At 33.5% G+C, this 22100-nt stretch carries 23 protein-coding genes; 14 read left to right on the top strand and 9 right to left on the bottom strand.

Features of this window, described 5'->3' with window-relative positions; all coding sequences use genetic code 11:
* Window positions 1-4: 4 nt before the first annotated feature.
* Window positions 5-589, top strand: coding sequence for a type 1 periplasmic binding fold superfamily protein (locus tag MTX13_RS12275; RefSeq protein WP_250435860.1), 585 nt, complete (start codon window positions 5-7; stop codon window positions 587-589).
* Between the two features lie 33 nt (window positions 590-622).
* Here the strand turns inward: MTX13_RS12275 and MTX13_RS12270 are convergent, their stop codons facing one another.
* Window positions 623-931, bottom strand: coding sequence for a hypothetical protein (locus tag MTX13_RS12270; protein WP_250435850.1), 309 nt, complete (start codon window positions 929-931; stop codon window positions 623-625).
* Window positions 932-985: 54 nt separating this feature from the next.
* Window positions 986-1582: a GTP cyclohydrolase I FolE gene (folE, locus tag MTX13_RS12265; protein ID WP_250435847.1), complete on the bottom strand. Its 597-nt coding sequence runs from the start codon at window positions 1580-1582 to the stop codon at window positions 986-988.
* A 220-nt stretch (window positions 1583-1802) separates the two neighbouring features.
* Here folE and MTX13_RS12260 point away from each other — a divergent pair, with 220 nt between their 5' ends.
* The 5 genes from MTX13_RS12260 (at window position 1803) to MTX13_RS12240 (ending at window position 7896) form a co-directional block, all read left to right on the top strand.
* Complete coding sequence (locus MTX13_RS12260; RefSeq protein ID WP_250435845.1) at window positions 1803-4241, top strand: DUF5916 domain-containing protein; 2439 nt, start codon at window positions 1803-1805, stop codon at window positions 4239-4241.
* A gap of 48 nt (window positions 4242-4289) precedes the next feature.
* Entirely contained in the window at window positions 4290-4952 is a 663-nt protein-coding gene (locus MTX13_RS12255; protein ID WP_250435843.1) for an ABC transporter ATP-binding protein, read from the top strand.
* 16 nt (window positions 4953-4968) lie between these two features.
* Complete coding sequence (locus MTX13_RS12250; RefSeq protein ID WP_250435841.1) at window positions 4969-6669, top strand: LIC_10190 family membrane protein; 1701 nt, start codon at window positions 4969-4971, stop codon at window positions 6667-6669.
* Between the two features lie 62 nt (window positions 6670-6731).
* Entirely contained in the window at window positions 6732-7121 is a 390-nt protein-coding gene (locus MTX13_RS12245) for a hypothetical protein (protein ID WP_250435840.1), read from the top strand.
* A 10-nt stretch (window positions 7122-7131) separates the two neighbouring features.
* Window positions 7132-7896 (top strand): TIGR02757 family protein, encoded by a 765-nt coding sequence (locus MTX13_RS12240; protein WP_250435838.1) that lies wholly within the window; start codon window positions 7132-7134, stop codon window positions 7894-7896.
* 156 nt (window positions 7897-8052) lie between these two features.
* Here the strand turns inward: MTX13_RS12240 and MTX13_RS12235 are convergent, their stop codons facing one another.
* The gene (locus MTX13_RS12235) at window positions 8053-8385 is read right to left on the bottom strand and encodes a DUF3291 domain-containing protein (RefSeq protein WP_250435830.1); all 333 of its coding nucleotides are present in this window, start codon (window positions 8383-8385) and stop codon (window positions 8053-8055) included.
* Between the two features lie 178 nt (window positions 8386-8563).
* Between MTX13_RS12235 and MTX13_RS12230 the strand changes: the two genes are divergently transcribed.
* Window positions 8564-10051, top strand: a complete 1488-nt coding sequence (locus MTX13_RS12230) for a S10 family peptidase (protein ID WP_250435829.1) — start codon at window positions 8564-8566, stop codon at window positions 10049-10051.
* Window positions 10052-10107: 56 nt separating this feature from the next.
* Here MTX13_RS12230 and MTX13_RS12225 read toward each other — a convergent pair whose 3' ends face one another.
* Window positions 10108-12003 carry a M61 family metallopeptidase gene (locus tag MTX13_RS12225; protein WP_250435827.1) on the bottom strand — a complete coding sequence of 632 codons (1896 nt, stop codon included), beginning with the start codon at window positions 12001-12003 and terminating at the stop codon, window positions 10108-10110.
* A gap of 78 nt (window positions 12004-12081) precedes the next feature.
* Between MTX13_RS12225 and MTX13_RS12220 the strand changes: the two genes are divergently transcribed.
* From MTX13_RS12220 to MTX13_RS12200, 5 genes are all read left to right on the top strand, one after another.
* A complete protein-coding gene (locus tag MTX13_RS12220; RefSeq protein WP_250435825.1) occupies window positions 12082-13113 on the top strand; it encodes a glycosyltransferase family 2 protein in 1032 nt (343 codons plus the stop codon).
* A gap of 68 nt (window positions 13114-13181) precedes the next feature.
* A complete protein-coding gene (locus tag MTX13_RS12215) occupies window positions 13182-15107 on the top strand; it encodes a BatA domain-containing protein (RefSeq protein WP_250435823.1) in 1926 nt (641 codons plus the stop codon).
* Window positions 15104-16357, top strand: coding sequence for a dihydroorotase (locus MTX13_RS12210; RefSeq protein WP_250435820.1), 1254 nt, complete (start codon window positions 15104-15106; stop codon window positions 16355-16357). The genes MTX13_RS12215 and MTX13_RS12210 overlap by 4 nt, the downstream gene beginning before the upstream one ends.
* On the top strand, window positions 16357-16686 hold the full coding sequence (locus MTX13_RS12205) for a DUF4870 domain-containing protein (RefSeq protein ID WP_250435818.1): 330 nt from the start codon (window positions 16357-16359) through the stop codon (window positions 16684-16686). Before MTX13_RS12210 ends, MTX13_RS12205 begins: the two co-directional genes overlap by 1 nt.
* Window positions 16687-16691: 5 nt before the next feature.
* Complete coding sequence (locus tag MTX13_RS12200) at window positions 16692-17333, top strand: alpha/beta hydrolase (RefSeq protein ID WP_250435816.1); 642 nt, start codon at window positions 16692-16694, stop codon at window positions 17331-17333.
* Here the strand turns inward: MTX13_RS12200 and MTX13_RS12195 are convergent.
* Together MTX13_RS12195 and MTX13_RS12190 are read right to left on the bottom strand one after the other, a co-directional pair.
* Window positions 17330-17833 carry a hydrolase gene (locus tag MTX13_RS12195; protein WP_250435815.1) on the bottom strand — a complete coding sequence of 168 codons (504 nt, stop codon included), beginning with the start codon at window positions 17831-17833 and terminating at the stop codon, window positions 17330-17332. The genes MTX13_RS12200 and MTX13_RS12195 overlap by 4 nt on opposite strands.
* Complete coding sequence (locus tag MTX13_RS12190) at window positions 17833-18594, bottom strand: MBL fold metallo-hydrolase (RefSeq protein WP_250435813.1); 762 nt, start codon at window positions 18592-18594, stop codon at window positions 17833-17835. The genes MTX13_RS12195 and MTX13_RS12190 overlap by 1 nt, the downstream gene beginning before the upstream one ends.
* Before the next feature lie 91 nt (window positions 18595-18685).
* Between MTX13_RS12190 and MTX13_RS12185 the strand changes: the two genes are divergently transcribed.
* Window positions 18686-20134 (top strand): TonB-dependent receptor, encoded by a 1449-nt coding sequence (locus MTX13_RS12185; protein WP_250435811.1) that lies wholly within the window; start codon window positions 18686-18688, stop codon window positions 20132-20134.
* 63 nt (window positions 20135-20197) lie between these two features.
* On the opposite strand, the gene MTX13_RS12180 is transcribed toward MTX13_RS12185, so the two are convergent.
* Together MTX13_RS12180 and bcp are read right to left on the bottom strand one after the other, a co-directional pair.
* Window positions 20198-20614: a hypothetical protein gene (locus tag MTX13_RS12180; protein WP_250435809.1), complete on the bottom strand. Its 417-nt coding sequence runs from the start codon at window positions 20612-20614 to the stop codon at window positions 20198-20200.
* Window positions 20615-20754: 140 nt separating this feature from the next.
* Entirely contained in the window at window positions 20755-21210 is a 456-nt protein-coding gene (gene bcp, locus MTX13_RS12175; protein WP_250435807.1) for a thioredoxin-dependent thiol peroxidase, read from the bottom strand.
* A gap of 36 nt (window positions 21211-21246) precedes the next feature.
* Between bcp and MTX13_RS12170 the strand changes: the two genes are divergently transcribed.
* Window positions 21247-21903 carry an endonuclease III domain-containing protein gene (locus tag MTX13_RS12170; RefSeq protein WP_250435797.1) on the top strand — a complete coding sequence of 219 codons (657 nt, stop codon included), beginning with the start codon at window positions 21247-21249 and terminating at the stop codon, window positions 21901-21903.
* Window positions 21904-21940: 37 nt separating this feature from the next.
* Here MTX13_RS12170 and MTX13_RS12165 read toward each other — a convergent pair whose 3' ends face one another.
* Window positions 21941-22087 (bottom strand): hypothetical protein, encoded by a 147-nt coding sequence (locus MTX13_RS12165; RefSeq protein WP_223034315.1) that lies wholly within the window; start codon window positions 22085-22087, stop codon window positions 21941-21943.
* Window positions 22088-22100 lie beyond the last annotated feature (13 nt).

Raw genomic sequence — 22100 nt, 5'->3', positions numbered from 1 at the left:
AATTATGAAATCATTTTTAAAATTATTGACATTATTATTAATCACAAATCTTATTGTATCGTGTTCAAACGATGATGATAATACGCCACCTCCTCCTGTAAATGAAGAAGAAGTTATTACAACTATGACAATTACTTTTACTCCTGCAGGAGGAGGTACAGCGGTAGAATTAAAAACACAAGATTTAGATGGTGATGGGCCAAATCCACCAGTAGTAACCATTTCTGGACCTTTTGCAAGTAATACAACATACACAGGTGCAGTTGAGTTTTTAAATGAATTGGAAGATCCTGCTGAAGACATTACTGAAGAGGTACAGGCAGAAGGTTTAGAACACCAAGTATTTTTTACTGTAACAAATAGCTTGGGTACTGTAACTTATAATGATATGGATACTGATGGCAACCCAATTGGTTTAGACATTACATTTCAAACCATAGACACTGGAACTGCGGTTGATGGTGACATAACAGTAACCTTGAGACATGAGCCTAACAAAGATGCAGCAGGTGTTAGTGATGGTGATATTACCAACGCAGGTGGTGAAACAGATATAGAAGAAACGTTTACACCTGTTACAGTAGAGTAATTAAATAAAAGTAAGTCAATAAAAAAAGACGACCTATTGCGGGTCGTCTTTTTTTTCAATTAAATTTTCAGAATTGGTTTCTTTTCGTGTAAAAACAAATGTGTATAACCACATGAGCGAAAATGACGGGATAAAATCAACAAACGGCAAAGCCTCCTCCACAAAGGAAATAACACCAGCCACTTTACCAGGTGTGCCCTCGTACATCTTTATCATAAGATAAGCCGATAGCGGTGCCCAAACAATATCAAAAGGTGGAAATATAATGGAAACATAACCTAACAAATCAAAAATAATCCCCAGAACGAGTTTTTTTGATTTTGAACTATTTTGTAATGACATATAAAACTATTATAAACTATTCATTAACAAACAAATAACGTTCCAAAATGTTGATTATGACAATTTCTCACTAATTAATTTTAAAAACTCATTTCGGGTCTCAATTTTTTCAAACTGCCCACGAAAACCAGATGTGGTGGTCACCGAGTTTTGCTTTTGCACGCCGCGCATCATCATACACATATGGGAAGCTTCAATAACTACAGCAACACCTTGAGGTTTTAAGGTATCATTTATGCAATCCAATATCTGTTCGGTTAACCGTTCTTGAACTTGCAAGCGTCTTGCGAAAACATCAACAATTCTAGGTATTTTACTTAAACCAACAATATGACCATTTGGAATGTAAGCTATGTGAGCCTTTCCGAAAAAGGGCAAAATATGATGCTCACACAAAGAATACAATTCAATATCCTTTACAATTACCATTTCGTTATACGATTCCTTGAACATGGCACTTTTAAGGATTGCTGCAGCATCTTGATTATAACCTTGAGTCAAAAATTGCATAGCCTTTGAAGCGCGTTCGGGTGTTTTTTGCAAACCATCTCTGTTTGTGTCTTCACCTAAATCTTCAATGATTTTTTTATAACGGGCTTTCACATCATCTGTAACCTGAATATTGTATTCTTCAAAATTCTTGTAGGGCATAGTTGTAAATAATTAATTATAAATGTAGTGAAAAACTATTAGGTCTTAAATTTTAATAAAACCTTACCAAAAGATTAACATAATCCACATGTATTTAACTTTTAGTTATGAATTTCAAAACTTGTAGCCTATTAGATTTGTTGCCTATACTGTAACATTCTATTTTTTTAATTGTCCTTATATAACATCAATCAAAAATATAGGAATCAACCTAACTTAAATGAACCGTTACTTATTTATTGTATTATTCTTGCTGTCTATCTTATCAACATTAGCTCAAGAAAAAAAAGTCTTAAATATCTCCAAGACTTCTACTCCACCAAAAATAGATGGTATTTTAGATGATGCCGTTTGGATTAATACTGAAGAAGCCGCTACAGATTTTGTTCAGTTTAGGCCAGAAATGGGCATAAAAGAAACTCCAGAAACGCGAACAGTAGTTAAAATAACTTATGATGATGACGCTATTTATGTTGGCGCTTACTTATACGATGACCCATCGAAAATAATGCGACAGTTTACTAGCCGTGATAATTTTGGTCAGTCTGATTTTTTTGGCTTTATACTAAACCCAAACAATGATGGACAAAACAACACTGAATTTTTTGTTTTTAGCTCTGGCACTCAAGCCGATGCTTTAGAATCCCCAAGTATTGGTGAGGATTTTGGCTGGAATGCGGTTTGGGATAGTGCGGTAAAAATTGTTGATGACGGTTGGATTGTAGAAATGAAGTTACCCTATAGAACATTGCGTTTTTCTAATCAGGAAGTACAAACATGGGGCATGCAAATCCATAGACATTTTAGGCGTGACCGCTCACAGTACACTTGGAACCCTGTAGATGTCACCAAAGGTAATATTGGTATTTATAATGGTGAAATAAAAGGTATTGCGAATATAGACCCTCCTACTCGGCTAACATTTTACCCTTTTGTTTCAGGAATTGTAGATTCGTATGATGGTGAAACTGAAACCCAGTTCAATGCTGGTATGGATGTTAAATATGGAATAACTGAAAACTTTACATTGGATGCTACCTTAATCCCAGATTTTAGCCAAGCTGGTTTTGATAATGTAGTATTGAATTTAGGTCCTTTTGAACAGACTTTTTCGGAACAACGCCAATTTTTTACCGAAGGTGTCGATTTGTTTACCAAAGGTAATTTATTTTTCTCTAGACGTGTTGGAAATAGTCCGACGGGTGATGTTAACTTAAATACAAATGAAGAATTGGTTGACTATCCAGACGCCGTAAAAGTTTTAAATGCCATCAAAGTTTCTGGGCGAACCAAAAAAGGCCTAGGAGCAGGTATTTTTAATTCTATTACTGAAAAAACTTATGCAACTATAGAAAACACCCAAACAGGGGAACGACGAAAAGAATTAGTTGAACCCTTTGCAAACTATAACATTTTGGTGGTTGACCAACAATTTAATCAAAACTCTTCTGTAAGCATTATAAATACAAATGTAATGCGAGAGGGTAGCTTTAGGGATGCCAATGTTACAGGACTTCTTGCTGATTTAACAACGAAAGCTAACACTTATAATTTAGAGGCTGAAGTTAAAATGAGTAATGTAAGGGAAAATGGTGACATGCAAACGGGCTATAGCTATGGACTTGGTTTGGGTAAAGTATTTGGCAACTGGCAGTATAGTATTGACCATACTTACGCAGATGATGTTTACGACATTAACGATTTAGGCCTACAGTTTAGGAACAACTTTAACAGATTTGGAGCTGATGCCAGCTATAGAATTTTTGAGCCAAAAGGAAAATTTAACAGCTATAGAGTTAATGCATGGTATAATTACAATCGATTAGCAAACCCAAGCACATATACGGGTAGTAATTTTGGTGTTGGTTTTTTTGGTCAATTAAAAAGTCTTGATGGATTTGGGGGCAACATTAATTTTCAGCCTGGTAAACAATATGACTATTTTGAACCACGACAAGAGGGCAGCTATTTTGTTTATGAAAATAGATTGAACGGTAATATTTGGTTATCCTCTAATTACAATAGGAAATTTGCTTTAGATGCCAATATTGGTGGTGCAACATTTTTTGAAAGTGGTCGTGAAACCACATCCATTTGGTTTGGGTTTAGCCCTAGAGTCCGTTTCAATGACAAATTACTGATTGTTTATAATTTAAGTTCAGATACAACATATAAAGATCGTGGTTATGCCAACACTCTGGGAGATTCTGTTATTTTTGGACAACGCGATAGACGCACCATTGTTAACAGTTTGTCTGGAAGTTATAGTTTTAATCCTTTTCACACCATTGGGTTGACATTCAGAAATTACTGGAGTACCGTTGATTATGAAGATAATATATATGTCCTACAAGATGATGGCAGTTTGAACAAAGTTGACAGTTCGTTTGAAGATGTAGGCTTACCAAATCCGAATATTAACTTTAGTACTTGGAATTTAGATTTAAGTTACTCTTGGCAATTTGCCCCAGGGAGTTTCTTAACAGCTTTGTATAGAAATCAATTGTTCAATTACGATAGCGAATCTGATGTTGGGTATTCAGAAAGCTTAAATACATTGTTTAAGCAACCCATTCAAAATACGTTTTCGTTGCGTATTCAATATTTTATTGATTATAACAATGTTAAAAAAATCTTCCGTAAGAAAACAGATGCCTAATTGTACAGCAGCTTTTATTGTATTACCTTGCTACAGCAATAACTCAAGATGATAACAGCTAAAGATATACATAAGTACTACGGTAATTTACATGTTTTAAAAGGTGTAGATTTAGATATTAAACATGGTGAAATAGTTTCAATTGTAGGCGCCTCTGGTGCTGGCAAAACAACTTTACTTCAAATATTAGGTACACTGGACAAGCCTGAAATTACTTCAGATACAGAATTCCAATTAAACAATACCAACATTAATGTGCTTAACGAAAAAGCACTAGCGAAGTTCCGTAATGAGCAAATAGGTTTTATCTTTCAGTTTCATCAGCTATTACCAGAGTTTACAGCACTTGAAAACGTTTGCATACCTGCTTTTATAAAAAAGACCAATAAACAGGAGGCTGAAAAACGTGCTAAAGAATTATTAGACTTTCTTGGATTATCGCATCGCTACGACCATAAACCAAATGAATTATCTGGAGGCGAACAACAACGTGTTGCGGTTGCAAGAGCCCTAATAAACAATCCGAAAATTATTTTTGCCGATGAGCCATCTGGTAATCTAGATGCAGAATCTGCTGAAAATCTTCATAAACTATTCTTTCAGCTACGTGATGAATTTGGACAAACATTTGTTATTGTTACCCACAATGAGGAACTAGCTAATATGGCTGACAGAAAATTAACTATGGTTGATGGCAAGATTATAAATTAAATAGTACTTTTAGTACATGCTATTTATTTTGCTATCATGGATATATATTCTAACCATTTCAAGTGTAATTGGCGTAAGTTTTAATCGCCTATTTAAAATCCATAAACAACATCCTGCAATAACCATTTTTCTAGGTTTTTTTAGTATCTCACTTCTAACTGGTTGTTATGCTATTTGGTTTCCTATTGACGCTACTTTTCAAGTTGCACTAGCAGCTTTAACTCTAATTTTATTTTTTATAAATAAATCATTAATAGTAAGTTATGTATATTTATTAAAACAAAAAGTTCAATCATTAAATACTTTTAATAAAATACTTTTTGCCAGTATTTCTGTTATAATTTTGGCACAATGTGCTTCACCTCCTTTTATAATTGATAATGAATCGTACTACATTCAAACCATAAAATGGCTTAATGAATATGGCTATGTAAAGGGACTAGTAAATTTACATTTGTTTTTAGGACAAACATCTGGCTGGCATATACTACAAAGTGCTTTTAATTTTAGTTTTTTATATGACAGATTTAACGATATAAGTGGTCTAGCCTTACTTTTAGGAAATTTTTATGCGATTAATCAATTAAATCTATACACAGAGAAAACAGATAATTCAAAAATTAATTTAGCTGTAGGTTTATTTCCTGCTTTCAATATATTTTTATTTCAATTTATTAGTACACCTTCACCAGATATAGCCATTTATGTATTATCGCTTATAGTGTTTCACCAATTCATTTTGTGTTTTAATGAATATAATCGCTCTACATTTATGATTATTTTGTCTTTAGTGTTGTTTATGGTTTTTATTAAACTTACAGCGTTACCGTTTTGTTTGCTACCTATAATACTTTTTAAACGGTATTATGTATTCACCAGAGGTATAAGACTTCAAACTTTAGGCCTAACAACGTTGACTATAGTTTTAATACTGATAAAAAATATAATTATAACTGGAAATCCGTTATTCCCGATAAAAAGTCTTGATGTGTTTCAAGTGACTTGGAGTCTTCCTGAAAGTATACAATCCTACTTTTCATTATACGGCAAAGCTAGCGCTTATAATATGTTGCCAGAAAATTTTGAACAAGCCTCGTGGGCAAGTCGTTTTAAACACTGGATACTGGCTTCTGGTTTGCATGGTCTGTTTAATAAAGCCATAGTTGTTATTTTAGTTGTTGCCCCTTTTGTTTTAAAGCGGTTTTATAATAAAAAAGCGTATTGGCTTATTTATGGTCTCACAGTATTTAGCATGCTAATGTTGTTAGCCATTTCGCCACAGTACCGTTTCTTTTTTCCTTTTATCATGCTATTTAGCTTATTAGCATCAGCCCTCCTTGTTTTTCATAAAAATACTATTCGTGTGATATTAGTTGTTTGCACCATATTAGCTACAGTGCCAATCCTATTTTCTATTAATAAACAGTTTATAAAGAATAAATATCATGGTGCCCCCAGTCAGTTTTCCACAGACTATTTAGTCCAACCTTTTGGTTTGAGTAAATACCTTTCCGGTTATAATGTTATAGAAGAAGGCAACTTAAAATTCAACTCACCAACGCAAATGGATTTCTTTTGGGGAACTGGCGATATTCCTTTACCAGCAATTAATAAAGAACAACTTGAATATTTTAAAACCAATTTTAATGTTATTCCGCAACAATTTTCTGAAAATCTGAAAGATGGTTTTTATTCAAAACATATCAATTCTGATTAAAGAAGTGAAGTTTGGAAAGTACCATAGATTTAATTACTATTGACAGTCAAAACTAGTACAAAATGAAAGAAACGTTTTTTAAAAACCCATTATTTAAAATATGTTTAATTGTATTTTTAAGTCTACTTGTACTTTGGAATATTTACACATTTATATTCTCAGATTCAGTTCCTGCTATTGTTAGAGCTATTTGTCAATTCTTCGTGTTACTACTCATAATCAATAAAAGTAAACACGCTAAATTAGCTATTTATGCTTTTGCTATTATCACCATAGTAGGATCGTCAATAGCACTTATTGGATCTTTTATTAAATGGTTTGTAGCAGACGAAACTCTTGATTACGTTATGCTAGCCATACGCATTGCATTTCTTGGTTTAAGTATAGCTGTGTTTCATTTTAACAGTACAACCGTAATTATTAAAACAATAATCAAAGAAAAGTATTTATAATTTACGTTAAATGACAAAATCTGAACTCAAAGAATTTCTCGACTCTAAAGTTATTCAGTACAACAACCCGAAATTTATAGAATCAGATCCCATTCAAATTCCGCATCAATTCTCTAAAAAAGAAGATATTGAAATATCTGGTTTTCTTACAGCTACTATTGCGTGGGGAAACCGTAAGAGTATTATCAACAACTCCAAAAAAATGATGGATTTGCTGGATAATGCTCCTTATGACTTTGTTATAAGCCATAAGGAAACCGACTTGCAAAAAATAGAAAGCTTTGTACACCGTACCTTTAATGGCACTGACCTTATAACGTTTATATCAGGTTTGCAACATGTTTATAAGAACCATAGAGGATTAGAGTCTGTTTTTGAAAAACATGCTGAAGAAACCAGTCTTCAGAATGCTATTCACGAATATAAAAAGGTGTTCTTTGAAATAGAGCACCTGCCCAGAACCCAAAAACATATTTCAGACCCCTTAAAAAATTCTGCAGCCAAACGCATCAATATGTTTTTGCGATGGATGGCAAGACCCAACACCACAGGTGTTGACTTTGGTATATGGAAAAATATTAAACCCTCTCAACTCTCCTGCCCTTTAGATGTCCATTCTGGTAATGTGGCCAGAAAACTAGGTTTACTAAATCGGAAACAAAATGATGCCAAAGCCCTACAAGAACTAGACGATAGTTTAAGATCTATGGATTCAAATGATCCTGTAAAATATGATTTTGCGCTTTTCGGACTAGGCGTTTTTGAAAGGTTTTAGAATCTACATACTTTTTACAAGTAACTCATCTTTTAGTTAACCGTTATGTTAACCGTAATAAATTCAGATGGACGTGATTTAAATTTTAATTCATACTCTCCAATGTTAGTCGGTGTAAATTGGAGGGTGTTGCGTATAGGTTTGTTGGCAACTGTTTTAATATTTATAGACGTTTCCTTTTTTTAACAGTTTCTTTGCTTCTGTCCAATTAGGAAGCGAATCAGTATCTATGGTTATTGTTCTAATTTCTCTGGCAATTTTGCTACTAATTTTCATGGCCTCTAAATGTGCACCACTATGTGCAAAATCTTTAAGTTCCGTTTCATTTCTCCATAGTGTCATCGTATAGTGTTTAGTCCAAATTCCTCTTTTCTTAAATTTTTGGCAATTTGTGGACTTTAACTGTCTTGAAATTTTGAGTGCCTGTATGGACAAGGCAAAAAATTTTAAAGGCCCTTTTAATTCTATAGAGGTTATTGTTGCTTTCATTTTCTAATAGTTGCCAAAGTATGGATAACATCAATTGTGATACTATTTTCATTAAATATATACTGCTGCAAATCTAACAGATTTTATTTTAAAAGTATGATTTTATATTATTTGGTTTAAGCGTATTCGAAAAGTTCTAAAAAAGTTCTGTAATTTTAAAATCTAAACAACTTACTATATGAAACGATTTCTATTTCTTTCAGTTTCCTTAATATCAATTTCCTTCTTTGGGCAAAACATACAAATCCCGTTAGACACCACAGTCATTACTAAACATAACACCACAGTTAAAGGTGTCAGTTTTTCGTATACTGCTGAAACAGGCACACAACCTGTTTGGGATGTAGATGGCAATCCTATGGCAACCCTATTTTATACTTATTACACCCGTGATAATGTAAAAGACAGAAAAAACAGACCCATTATTTTTTCATTTAATGGCGGTCCAGGTTCGGCATCGGTATGGATGCATATAGCCTATACAGGACCACAGGTATTGAATATTGATGATGAAGGTTACCCAGTTCAACCGTATGGTGTTAAACAGAATGACCACTCCATTATTGATGTATCCGACATTGTTTTTATTAATCCAGTAAATACAGGATATTCTAGAATGGTAAAAAATAAAGATGGCGAATATCCCGATAGAAAACAGTTTTTTGGAATTAACGAAGACATCCGCTATTTGGCTGATTGGATGAATACTTTTGTTAGTCGGCATAACCGTTGGGAATCACCAAAGTATATTATTGGTGAAAGCTATGGAGGAACTCGTGTAATGGGACTTGCAAAAGCGTTACAAGGCAACCAATGGATGTACTTAAATGGTGTTATTATGGTTTCACCTGCTGATTATAATATTTATAGTACAGGGCAACCTATCTATTCAGCCCTAAACCTGCCTTATTTTACTGCGGCAGCTTGGTATCACCATATGTTGGATGCCAACTTACAGAGCCAAGATTTAAATGATATTTTACCAAGTGCTGAAAACTTTGCCATCAATACGTTAATGCCAGCTCTTGCAAAAGGAAGCTCAATTACTCAAAGTGAACGAGAACAAGTAGCCGAGCAGATGGCTACGTATTCTGGTATATCAAAAAAAGTTATTCTACAACATAACTTAAATGTCCCTACATCATATTTTTGGAAAGAACTATTACGCGACAAAACGGGTCAAACTATTGGTAGATTGGACTCACGCTACCTAGGAATTGACAAAATTGAAGCTGGATCGAGTACGGATTATAATGCCGAATTAAGTTCTTGGCTTCATTCATTTACACCAGCCATCAACTATTATATACGTGAACATCTTAATTTTAAAACCGATATTAAATACAATATGTTTGGAGATGTTCATCCGTGGAACAGGCAAAACAATACGGTACGAGAGGATCTACGTCAAGCCATGGCTGAAAACCCGTATTTGCATATTATGACCCAATCTGGATATTATGATGGTGCTACAACCTATTTTGCGGCTAAATATTCTTTATCACAAATAGACCCAAGCGGCAAAATGAAAGGACGCATGTCTTTTAAAGGCTATAGAAGTGGACATATGATGTACTTGCGTAAAGCAGATTTAATTCAAGCCAATGAGGACTTAAGAGAATTTATTAAAAAGTCTTTACCTAACGGAAATTCTGCAAAGTATTAATAAAAAAGCCTGACAAAAACGTCAGGCTTTAAACTTAATATAGTAAACGGATGGATTTATCCTTTTAGCCAAGCTTCACGTAAAGCTTTTTGTTCTGGAGTCGCATCAGCTTTTGGCATTAAGCCTTTTCCTGTAGTATAAGCTTGTGTAAGTGTTGTTTTAATTACAATTTCTTCACCATCTCTATCTAAAACCACTTCAACATCGGTTCCTGGTTTCCACATGAAAACTTTTTGAAATATCTCGTTTGCAGTTTGCATCGTTACTTTTGTGCCATCAATAGATTTGATAACATCGTTAGGTTTTACACCTTGCTCATTCCAAAAACTATTATCGGTTACCGCATTATTAAAATAAATAACACCTCTACCTTGATCTGGAGCAACAATTAAACCTCCACCAGCTTGAATATAATTTGTTGTAACTCTTCCTTCTGAAATTTCAAGACCTACTTTATTAAAAAATTCATTATAATCAATTGGTGTATCACCTATAACATGGGTATCAAAAAAACCTCTTAAAGACGGATAGGTCATGGCTACTATTTCGTCAATTATCTTATCATCATCAAACGGCTTATTCTTACCATATTTCATAGATAATTCTTTCATTAATGATAGAATACCGCGATTTCCATTACTACCCTCTCTAATTAAAATATCAATGCACATTCCAATTAATGCACCTTTTTGGTAAACATTGTAATATTGACTAGCGTATGGCTCATCTAAAACATTTTCACTCATTTCAGTAAAACTCATGGAGTCATTCATGCCATTTGCAGTTCCTATTTTACCCATAATGGTGTTATAAAACTCTTCTTCTGTTACCAAACCCTGGTCCACTTGGAATAAGGTAGCGAAATATTCGGTTACACCTTCGTACATCCATAAATGTTTTGAAAATGTTGGCGCATTATAATCGAAATAATGAACATCTTCAGAATGGACACTTAATGGTGTTACAATATGGAAAAACTCATGAGAAACCACATCGACCATGCTTTTATCCAATGCTGCTGCAGGTATGGCCTCTGGCATTACAACCACTGTTGAGGTATGGTGCTCTAAAGCTCCAAATCCTTTTGGTGATTCCGCAGTACCTTCAGATAAATACACGTATATATCGTAACGAGGTGTACTGTTAATGTCCCCTAAATATGTTTTTTGCGCCTGCATCATAGTTTCCATGGCATTTCGCATAGATGTAGCTGAATGTGTTCCGTTGGGAGAATATACACTCAACACAATTTTAATATCACCAACTTGAAATTCCTCGACGTCTAAATTTCCATACATCATCGGATTATCGGTAATGTCAAAATAGCGTGGCGCAAAGTAACTTGTAGTGATAGACTTACCATCTGCACTCGTAGTAGACTTAACCGTTTCTAAAGCCGAAGTACGCTTAAAAGTAGCATCGGCAGTCACATCTAATTTGTATTGGCTGTTCTTTAATGAATCGAAATAACCAATAAACCCATGTAGGTTCAACACGTAATTATCTGGCTCAATATTAGTTCCTGCAGGAGAGAAAGGTTGCTCACCTCCTATGCCACCTGTAGATTCAATATCAAAAGTATCATTAACGTAATACGTAATATAGTCTAATTCTTTAGCATTGCTTATAGTCCAAGTGTTCGTATCTTCTTTTGTAACAGATAATTCGTTTCCACTGTAATCAAACGCCTTAAAATCATCTACATACTTTCCAAAGTCACTCACCGAGTAAGTACCTTGCACAACTTTGGGCAACCTATAGGTAACAGTTTCAACAGTAAAACGACCAGGATTAATTGTTACTGGTGCTTTGTCGTCAGTAACTTTAGTTAAATCTATTGATGTTTCAATGGCAGTACTAGTAGCTAAATCATTAGATGTAGCCGATTTGTTGGAAGAACCACAAGCCACTAAAAGCAGGCTCAAACCAAAAATGGTAAATATTTTTTTCATGTTAATTAATTTATGTCTTTTAAGTTGACGCCCAAATGTACAATGTGTTACAATTTAAAACCTTAACTTTTTGTTAAAATGAGTATTTGCTATATTCGCCGTGTGCAAAGCCATCTTATTACCATACTAACCCCTTTTAAAAACACAGCAGATTTTTTGCCAGCATGTATTGAATCTATTCAAAACCAATCCTATAAAAATTGGGAATTACTTATAATTGATGATGGCTCAACAGACAATAGTTTTGACATTGTTAACACGTATTCGAAATTAGATAATAGAATAAAGCTCTACAGAAATTCTGGACATGGTATAATTGATGCATTACAATTCGCTTTTAGCAAGAGTAATGGCAACTATATTACACGTATGGATAGTGATGATATTATGACTCCCAATAAATTGGAAACACTCATTAATAGTTTAGTTAGTCATGGTAAAAAACATGTTGCGGTAGGGTTAGTAAAATATTTTAGCGAGCAAGGCATTAGTAATGGCTATTTTAAGTATGAAAAGTGGCTCAATACATTAACTAGCCAAGGCAAAAATTACTCCGAAATATATAAAGAGTGTGTTATTCCTTCACCGTGTTGGATGGTTCACAGAACAGACTTAATAGCCTGTGATGCCTTTAACCCTAATCGATATCCTGAAGATTACGATTTAACTTTTAGGTTTTATCAACATAACTTAAAATGTATACCCTGTGATGCAGTATTGCACCATTGGCGCGATTACAGCTCACGAACGTCCAGAACACATGAGCACTATGCCCAGAATTACTTTTTAGATATTAAGCTACATTATTTTTTAAAGTTAGATTTTGATGACAGTAGGCCGCTTACAGTTTGGGGAGCCGGATTTAAAGGGAAAACCATTGCAAAAAAATTGGTTGAAAGTAACATTCCCTTTCATTGGATTTGCGACAATCCTAAAAAAATAGGCAAAGACATATATGACCAAACCCTTAAATCCTTTGAATTTTTAAATGAATTAAAGAGACCTCAAAGTATTGTAACTGTAGCCAATTCTAAAGCACAAAATGAAATAAAAGCATACTTTGATACTCAAAGCATGTTGCCTATGCAAGATTATTTTTTCTTTTGCTAATTTTAATTTGTTGTTAAAAGATTTTCTATTTCAGAGTAAACACTATTTTTGTATTAAATAAACTAGGAATGCAATATAAACATCCCGAAATTCTTTATGCCCTTTTCATCCTAGTTATTCCTATTATAATTCATTTATTTCAGTTAAGACGATTTAGAAAACAAGCCTTTACTAATGTTGCTTTTTTAAAAAAGGTTACACTACAAACCCGAAAAAGTTCGCAAATAAAAAAATGGTTAACACTACTTGCCAGGTTATTGTTATTGACCTGTATTGTTATAGCGTTTGCTCAACCGTATTTTTCGAAAAAAAATGTACAGAATACCAAACCTGAAACTGTAATTTATTTGGACAATTCCTTTAGTATGCAAGCTAAAGGTGAACAAGGCGCTTTATTGAATCGTGCCATCCAGGAAATAATAGAAAATCTCGACGAAGCTGAAGAATTTACTTTATTTACCAACGATAAAACATTTAAAAATACAAATCTTAAGGCTGTACAAAATACCTTGTTGCAATTATCCTATTCATCTAATCAATTGCCTTATGAAGCCGCCATATTAAAAGGCAGCAAACTATTTAGTAAAGATGACAGTAGACTGAAAAACTTTGTTTTTATTTCAGATTTTCAACAAAAAAACAATGATTTCCCTATCGATAATGATAGTTTATTTAGCATGAAACTAACGCTTTTAAAACCTGTTAACACGGCCAACATTAGTATTGACAGTATTTTTATGGCGAATTATACAAATGAAAACACTGTTTTAAAAGCCATTATAAGCAGTAATAATTCCAACAGCAACAACATTCCGGTTTCGCTTTATGATGGCGAGAACCTATTGGCAAAAACTTCTGTAGACATTATTGATGGTACTGCAATTGCGGAATTCACTATAACCAATCCTGTGCTGCCTAACGGATTGATTAGTATTGAAGACAATGGCCTGCAATTTGACAACGCGTTTTATTTTAATATCAACAAACCGTCAAAAATCAATACACTTGTTATATCTCAAGAAGATGCTTCATTTTTAAATAGAATTTATAACAAGCAAGAATTTGAATATACCGAAACAACTTTAAATCAATTGAATTATAGTGATATTGACAAGCAAAATCTTATATTACTAAACGAGTTAGATAATATTCCCAATTCATTATCTAACGCGTTAAAAGTATTTGAGGAAAAAGGCGGAATTGTTATTGTTATTCCTCCTCAAGATGCAGATGTGGAATCTTATGCTTCATTTTTAAATCATTATGGCATTAATTTTATGCCTGTATTAAATTCTGAAAAACATGTTACCAAAATAAACTTTTCACATCCTATTTTTGATAATGTTTTTGATAAACAAGTCTCTAATTTTCAATATCCAAAGGTTAATAGTTATTATATAATTAACGCTACCTCAAGCAACCAACCACTTTCATTTGAAGATAACAGAGCCTTTTTATTACAAGCACAACGTGTATTTGTGTTTTCTGCTGCTTTAAATTCAGAAAATTCAAACTTTAAGCAATCACCTCTTATAGTTCCGACTTTTTATAATATAGCTCAGCAGAGCTTACAAATGCCTAAACTATATTATACAATTGGAAATCCCAACAGGTTTGACATAGCTACCATCCTACAGCAAGATGAGGTGTTGACCTTGAGAAAAGGTGATTTAAACCTTATACCGCAGCAACAATATTTTAACAATAAAGTGTCTGTTTTTACCCAAGAGGTACCTGCTGAAGCTGGGGTTTATAATATTGCCGATAAAGCTGTGGTAATTGAAAATGTGAGCTATAATTACAACCGAGAGGAAAGCCATTTGGTATATCAGGATATTTCAAACTTTAATCAGGCTTCAATAAGTGATTCGGTTGCCGAAACATTTACAACTATAAAAAGTGAGTCGAAAATTAATGAGCTATGGAAATGGTTTATTATTTTTGCACTAGCTTTTTTAATTATTGAACTGCTCATCTTAAAATATTTTAAATGAACGTACTTATAAAATCTGCCACAATAATTGATTCTAAAAGCGATTTTCATAATCAGACCGTAGATATTTTAATTGAAAAGGGCGTTATCACCAAGATTTCAAAACGTTTAAGTAACACCAATAATTACAAAGAAATTTCAAGCGATAATCTTCACGTTTCACAAGGTTGGTTTGACAGTAGTGTAAGTTTTGGGGAGCCTGGCTACGAAGAACGTGAAACACTTAAAAACGGTTTAAAAACAGCTGCATGCTCTGGTTTTACAAACGTTTGTATTAATACCAATACCAACCCAGTAATCGATTCGCAGGCAGATATTTTGTTCATACATTCTAAATCTCAAAATCATGCTGTTTCTGCTCATCCTTATGGTGCAGTAACAGAGCAATCCAAAGGCGAACATTTAGCTGAATTATATGACATGCACATTGCAGGAGCCATTGGTTTCTACGATTATAAAAACCCAATTGAAAACCCAAACCTGATGAAGATTGCACTGCAGTATGCTGCCAATTTTGATGGTTTAATATGTTCGTTTCCACAGGAACCAAAAATTGCAGGTTCTGGTGTGATGAATGAAAACGTTATGAGTACTTCACTTGGTTTAAAAGGAAATCCTGCACTAGCCGAAGAATTACAGGTAACTAGAGATTTATACTTATTAGAATATACAGGAGGAAAACTTCATATTCCAACAATTTCTACAGCAAAATCTGTAGCGCTAATTCGAGAGGCCAAAAAGAAAAAGCTTGATGTTACGTGTAGTGTAGCTATACATAATTTAATTTTCTCTGATGCTGTTTTAGATGGGTTTGACACACGTTATAAAGTTAATCCACCACTCCGTACTTCTGAAGATATAGAATCACTAATATCTGGTTTAAAAGATGGCACTATAGACATGGTAACTTCTGACCATAATCCTATTGATATTGAGCATAAAAAAATAGAATTTGATTTTGCTAAATATGGCACCATTGGTCTAGAGTCGGCTTTTGGAGCCCTTAACACCATATTTTCTACTAAAAAAACTGTTGATTTACTTACAAAAGGTAAAGAACGTTTTGGAATTGAAGCATCATCTATTTCTATTGGAAACAAAGCTAATCTAACGCTATTCAATCCAAATAGCAGCTATGCATTTTCAAACCAAAATATAATATCAACATCTAAAAATTCCATTTTTAAAGGCTTTAACTTAAAAGGAAAAGCCCATGGGATTATTGCAAATAATAAAGTCGTGTTAGCATAATGATGACAGAGCAAACCATACAAGAAGGAAAAACCATGGCCATTGTGGCCTATATAACATTTGTAGGCGCAATAATTGCCATTATCATGAATCTTGAAAAAAAGAATCCTTTTACTGCATTTCACATTAGGCAAATGCTTGGATTGATAATCATGCTTATTTTTTCTAATCTAGTTGAAAAGTATGTCAATTCTTGGCTTGGAACCGTTTTTTGGGTTATAACCTTTGTTTCTTGGTTATTTGGCATATATCATGCTATAAATTCTGAAGCCAAACCCATTCCCGTTTTAGGAGAAAAATTTCAAGAATGGTTTAAAAACATTAATTAACACTATTGGATTTACACTATATAACAAGACCTTCTACTTTAGAAGAAAACGCACCGCTACTAATCATGTTACACGGCTATGGCAGTGACGAAAACGACTTGTTTTCGTTTGCTTCAGAATTGCCAGAAGAACTATACATTATTTCGGTAAGGGCACCATATCCCATGCAACCCTTTGGAAATGCATGGTATGCTATAAATTTTGATGCCAATCAAGGGAAATGGAGTGATGATAATCAAGCTATTGAATCTCGTGATAAAATAGCTGAATTTATTGATTATGCCTGTAAAACCTATCCTGTAGATAAAAACAATGTTAACCTTTTGGGCTTTAGCCAAGGTACCATATTAAGTTATGCCGTAGCACTAACCTATCCAGGAAAAGTAAATAATGTTGTTGCTTTAAGCGGCTATATCAATCCAAGTATTATACCAGATAATCCTACTGAATACGATTATTCTAAACTGCATTTTTATTGCTCTCATGGTAGTGTAGATCAAGTTCTACCTGTAGATTGGGCTAGGAAAGCTACTCAATTCCTAAAGGCTTTAAAAATAAATTATGTCTATTCAGAATTCCCTGTTGGGCACGGTGTTGCACCTCAAAATTTTTATGAGTTTAGAGAATGGTTAATTGATAAAATTTAATTAATTGGGTACAAAAACGACTCTACTAAATTAAACTTTAGCTGTTCGTCATCGGTTAATTCATACTTTAAAAATATTTCACCCCAATATTTACCATCAGAGAAGTTAGCAATAATCCATTTGTGGTTTAAAACCCGAACCGAATTAATAAGCATCTTCCCTCCTGTCATAGATGCATACGGAATTAAAGGGTGTTCCTCGCCTTTCAACATATTGAGCTCGTATAACTCGTCGGTAATAAATGGAATTAATTCAGCAACACGATAACCACGAGCTTCAAAATAACTCATAGCAGATTCGCTTTCACTAATTGAAAATTCTGATAGCGTTAATACCTGATCGCGCAAATTACTTATGGTATCGGCATATTTTTGCATTTTAGCTTCTTTTTTTTCAATTTTAGTTTCGTAACTATCTAATATATTTTTCGAGTTTACATATTGAAATATGACTAATAACACTGAAAAAATAAATAGGTACATAAAAATTCTACTCTTCATTATAATGTAATTTGTAAGTTATCGTAGGCTAAATAAACGTTATCCGGAAGCTTTTGTTGCACCTCATCATGAAATCCCAATAAATGACTAATATGGGTTAAATATGCTCTCTTTGGCTGTAGCCAGTCTATTATCTCTAAAGCCTCATTAAGGTTAAAATGTGAAATATGCTCTCCTTCACGAAGCGCATTTAAAACTAAAACTTGTAGGTTCTGTAATTTGTTAAGTTCATGCTCTTCAATTGTCTTCATGTCGGTTAAATAGGCAAAGTCGCCAAATCTATAACCAAAAACCTGAAGCTTATAGTGCATACCACTAATGGGCATCACAGATAGGTTTCCTAACTTGAAAGATTCATTCTTTACTTCATTTTTAATAACTCCTGGTGCTCCTGGATATTTATTCTCGGTTTCAAAAATATAGTCAAAGCGTCGTTCTAATTCGCCCAAAACACGTTTGTGTGCATAGATGGGAATATCCCCTTGCCTAAAAAAGTAGGGTCTAATGTCATCTATACCAGCTGTGTGATCGGCATGCTCATGAGTAAAAATTATACCATCAATTTTATGGCATTCAGCACGTAACATTTGCTGCCTGAAATCTGGTCCACAATCAATTACATAAGCATAATTATCCCATTCAATTAAAACAGAAACCCGTAAGCGTTTATCTTTAGGATTAGAACTTAAACAAACAGGGTGCATGCTTCCAATTACAGGAATTCCTTGCGATGTGCCAGTGCCTAAAAATGTTACTTTCAATACTACAAAGTTTGAAACAAAAATAAGCTTATTTTTTTGTTTGACATGGTAATTTAATACCTTTGTCTTTAAGAAACAATCCCAATTTACAATGGAAATTAGCTTAAAAGGAGATAGAGAGTTTGATGATATTCCCTCGCTGAAAACCAAAGCATTACGCATTAATCTTAATGAGAACATTTATGGAACCTTCGCCGAGATTGGTGCAGGTCAAGAAACTGTTCGCCAATTTTTTCGTGCTGGTGGTGCATCGGGTACCATTGCAAAAGCGATGTCTGCTTATGACAAAGATTTTAGTGATGCTATTTATGGAATTGAAGATGATGGTCGTTATGTAACAGAAGCGCGCCTTCTTAAAATGCTAGATCACGAAATTGATTTAATTGAGAGACGTTTAATTCGTGAAAAACATCCACACAAATTATTCTTTTCATATGCCAATACCGTTACTACTATTGACTTTGCAAAAAAATTCAAAGGCCATGGTTGGGTAGGTATCCGTTATCAGGTTGAGGCTGATCAAGACTACAACGAAATTATTCTGCACCTTCGTTTTAAGGAAAACGATGCGCGTTTACAGCAAGAAACATTAGGTATTCTTGGTACAAACCTAATTTACGGTGCATTTTACAAGTATAATGAGCCCAAAAAATTGTTACGCTATTTATATGACCATTTAGACAAGGATCAATTAGAAATAGATACCATTAATTTCTCTGGACCTGTTTTTGAAGACGTTGATAACCGTTTAATGAGTTTGCAGTTAGTTAAAAATGGTATGACAGATGCTGTAATGTTTTCTCCAGACGGTAATAATGTACTACCTGCTCGTGTATTATATAAAAGAAACATTTTAGCCTTACGTGGTAGTTTTAGACCTGTAACCAAAGTAAACATGGATATGTTCCAAAAATCATACGACATGTTTATAAAAGAGAATAAGGTAGATGAAGACAAAACACAGGTTGTTTTTGAAATTACTCTTTCTAACTTAAGAGCTGAAGGTGAAATAGATGAACAAGATTTTATGGATCGTGCGCGTTTACTCTGTTCCTTGGGACAAACCGTTTTAATTTCAAATTTCCAAGAATATTATAAACTGGTTGAGTATTTTTCTCAATACACCAAGAGCCGTATGGGATTAGCTATGGGTGTTAACAATTTAGTAGACATTTTTGATGAAAAGTATTACCGACACTTAAGTGGTGGTATTTTAGAAGCATTTGGTAAGTTATTCTTTAAAGATTTACGTGTATACTTATATCCTATGCAAAATGATGATGGTACGCTTACTACTAGTGAAAATTTAAAAGTCCATCCACGTATGAAAGAATTATATAAATTCTTTAAGTACAACGGAAAAGTTGTTGATATTACAGATTATGATGAATCCACATTATCTATCTTCTCTAGAACAGTTTTAAAAATGATTAGCGAAGGTGAAGATGGTTGGGAACCTATGCTACCAGAAGGTGTTGCGAAAATAATTAAAGATAAATGTTTGTTTGGCTATGAAGCCGAAGAAGTCTTAAGAAATTAATGCCTATATTTTTAATAAAAAAGGTCTTTCAAAACGAAAGACCTTTTTTATTATAAGATTATTCTAAAATTGTGCTTCTATAATCTCTACCTGATTTTGTTGGTCAATAACAATAGTTATTAATCTACAACTTTCAAATTTAGCATTTCTTGTAACATAAAATTCTTCATTTCTAATATTAATTTCTAAAGATAATTCAGAATTAAATAACTTTAGATCAGATGAATTCATAGGCTGTATGCTCGATTCAAATGTTATCATTTCTCCATCATCATTATACAAAGCAAAATCTGTTGGAATATTACTCTGATTAACAAATTTAATAACGGAAGAAACATCATCACAATTAAACAAGTTTTGATCTGAAAACTCGTTATTTACATTTTCTTCAAAACTATTTTCAGTAATAGATTCAGAATCACAGCTATACACAATAAGTGCCAAAGCCATAACCGTAGCGGTTTTAAGTAGGTTTTTCATTTTGATTGGGGTTTTAAATGAATATTTCAATCGACAATATAGTTGAAAATCATTGACTTAACAAATTTAATGTCGATAAACTGTCATTTTAATCCGATGTAATACAAAAACAATTAATGAATTTCCTACTTTTGGGGGTACTAATTTTTTAGAATTTGACTCGTGTGCTCTTTTGTTTTTACTTTTAAAATAACATCTTCAATAATACCTCTTTCATCAATTACAAAAGTTGTTCGGTGAATGCCATCAAACTCTCTACCCATAAACTTTTTTGGTCCCCAAACACCGTAGGCTTGGATAACGGCCTTATCTTCATCTGCCAATAAAGGATAAGGAAAGTTGTATTTTTTCTTAAAGTTAGTTTGTCTTCTTTGGCTATCAGCACTTACACCTAAAATATCATATCCTTTGGTTTTAAACTGCTCATAATTATCGCTTAAATTACAAGCCTCTACCGTACAGCCAGGTGTACTCGCCTTTGGATAAAAAAACAATACCAGTTTCTTTCCTCTGTAATCAGATAATGAAATATCGTTTCCTTGTTCGTCTTTTGCAGTAAAATCTGGAGCCTTATCTCCTGGCTTTAATTGTGTCATAATTCTTAACTTTGATTTTTTTCAAAAATACAATTTATGACCAAGCAAGAAAAGGTAGATTTCGTTATAAAAACGTTAAACACATTATATCCCACCATACCTATCCCCTTAAACCATAAAGATCCGTATACCTTATTAATTGCTGTTCTTATGTCTGCCCAAAGTACCGATGTTAGGGTTAATCAAATAACACCACTTTTATTTGCTAAAGCCGACAATCCGTATGATATGGTTAAGCTTTCCGTTGAAGAAATCAGAGAGATCATAAAACCTGTAGGCCTTTCACCTATGAAAAGCAAAGGTATTCATGGTTTATCGCACATATTAATTGATAAGCATAATGGGCAAGTCCCCAAAACCTATGAGGAATTGGAAGCCCTACCTGCTGTTGGTCATAAAACAGCTGCCGTAGTTTTATCTCAAGCTTTTGGTATTCCTGCTTTTCCAGTAGATACCCATATTCACAGATTGATGTATCGTTGGGGTTTTACAAATGGCAAGAATGTGGTTCAAACCGAAAAAGATGCCAAACGCTTGTTCCCAAAAGAATTGTGGAATAATTTACACTTACAGATTATATGGTATGGTCGTGAATATTCGCCTGCAAGAGGTTGGGATTTGGAAAAAGATGTGATAACCAAAACTATTGGTAGAAAATCGGTATTGAAAGATTATTATTCAAAAAAGAAATAAAAAAAAGTCCCGAGACTAATCAGGACTTTTTCAAAGTTTAGTTGAGAAGTGCTTCAAACTTCATCTTATTACAATTTATAACACTTAAAGCCTTCGAATAATCAAGAAGAAATTTTACAGTTTCTTCTTTTGGGTTTAGATTAAGTTGTTTTTGAGGATTTTTTTGAGAGTAAAGTTTTGCCATTTAAATTGTTTTT

The sequence above is a fragment of the Hanstruepera flava genome (genome assembly GCF_023634025.1).
Classification (GTDB): domain Bacteria; phylum Bacteroidota; class Bacteroidia; order Flavobacteriales; family Flavobacteriaceae; genus Hanstruepera; species Hanstruepera flava.
Note: the sequence above shows the minus strand (reverse complement) of the source record. Positions and strands in the feature narration are given on the sequence as shown.

Bases quoted from the DNA above. Each gene is read 5' to 3' on its own strand.
- MTX13_RS12275 (WP_250435860.1), top strand. From the start codon at position 5: ATGAAATCATTTTTAAAATTATTGACATTATTATTAATCACAAATCTT.
- MTX13_RS12270 (WP_250435850.1), bottom strand. From the start codon at position 931: ATGTCATTACAAAATAGTTCAAAATCAAAAAAACTCGTTCTGGGGATT.
- folE (WP_250435847.1), bottom strand. From the start codon at position 1,582: ATGCCCTACAAGAATTTTGAAGAATACAATATTCAGGTTACAGATGAT.
- MTX13_RS12260 (WP_250435845.1), top strand. From the start codon at position 1,803: ATGAACCGTTACTTATTTATTGTATTATTCTTGCTGTCTATCTTATCA.
- MTX13_RS12255 (WP_250435843.1), top strand. From the start codon at position 4,290: ATGATAACAGCTAAAGATATACATAAGTACTACGGTAATTTACATGTT.
- MTX13_RS12250 (WP_250435841.1), top strand. From the start codon at position 4,969: ATGCTATTTATTTTGCTATCATGGATATATATTCTAACCATTTCAAGT.
- MTX13_RS12245 (WP_250435840.1), top strand. From the start codon at position 6,732: ATGAAAGAAACGTTTTTTAAAAACCCATTATTTAAAATATGTTTAATT.
- MTX13_RS12240 (WP_250435838.1), top strand. From the start codon at position 7,132: ATGACAAAATCTGAACTCAAAGAATTTCTCGACTCTAAAGTTATTCAG.
- MTX13_RS12235 (WP_250435830.1), bottom strand. From the start codon at position 8,385: ATGAAAGCAACAATAACCTCTATAGAATTAAAAGGGCCTTTAAAATTT.
- MTX13_RS12230 (WP_250435829.1), top strand. From the start codon at position 8,564: ATGAAACGATTTCTATTTCTTTCAGTTTCCTTAATATCAATTTCCTTC.
- MTX13_RS12225 (WP_250435827.1), bottom strand. From the start codon at position 12,003: ATGAAAAAAATATTTACCATTTTTGGTTTGAGCCTGCTTTTAGTGGCT.
- MTX13_RS12220 (WP_250435825.1), top strand. From the start codon at position 12,082: ATGAGTATTTGCTATATTCGCCGTGTGCAAAGCCATCTTATTACCATA.
- MTX13_RS12215 (WP_250435823.1), top strand. From the start codon at position 13,182: ATGCAATATAAACATCCCGAAATTCTTTATGCCCTTTTCATCCTAGTT.
- MTX13_RS12210 (WP_250435820.1), top strand. From the start codon at position 15,104: ATGAACGTACTTATAAAATCTGCCACAATAATTGATTCTAAAAGCGAT.
- MTX13_RS12205 (WP_250435818.1), top strand. From the start codon at position 16,357: ATGATGACAGAGCAAACCATACAAGAAGGAAAAACCATGGCCATTGTG.
- MTX13_RS12195 (WP_250435815.1), bottom strand. From the start codon at position 17,833: ATGAAGAGTAGAATTTTTATGTACCTATTTATTTTTTCAGTGTTATTA.
- MTX13_RS12185 (WP_250435811.1), top strand. From the start codon at position 18,686: ATGGAAATTAGCTTAAAAGGAGATAGAGAGTTTGATGATATTCCCTCG.
- MTX13_RS12180 (WP_250435809.1), bottom strand. From the start codon at position 20,614: ATGAAAAACCTACTTAAAACCGCTACGGTTATGGCTTTGGCACTTATT.
- bcp (WP_250435807.1), bottom strand. From the start codon at position 21,210: ATGACACAATTAAAGCCAGGAGATAAGGCTCCAGATTTTACTGCAAAA.
- MTX13_RS12170 (WP_250435797.1), top strand. From the start codon at position 21,247: ATGACCAAGCAAGAAAAGGTAGATTTCGTTATAAAAACGTTAAACACA.
- MTX13_RS12165 (WP_223034315.1), bottom strand. From the start codon at position 22,087: ATGGCAAAACTTTACTCTCAAAAAAATCCTCAAAAACAACTTAATCTA.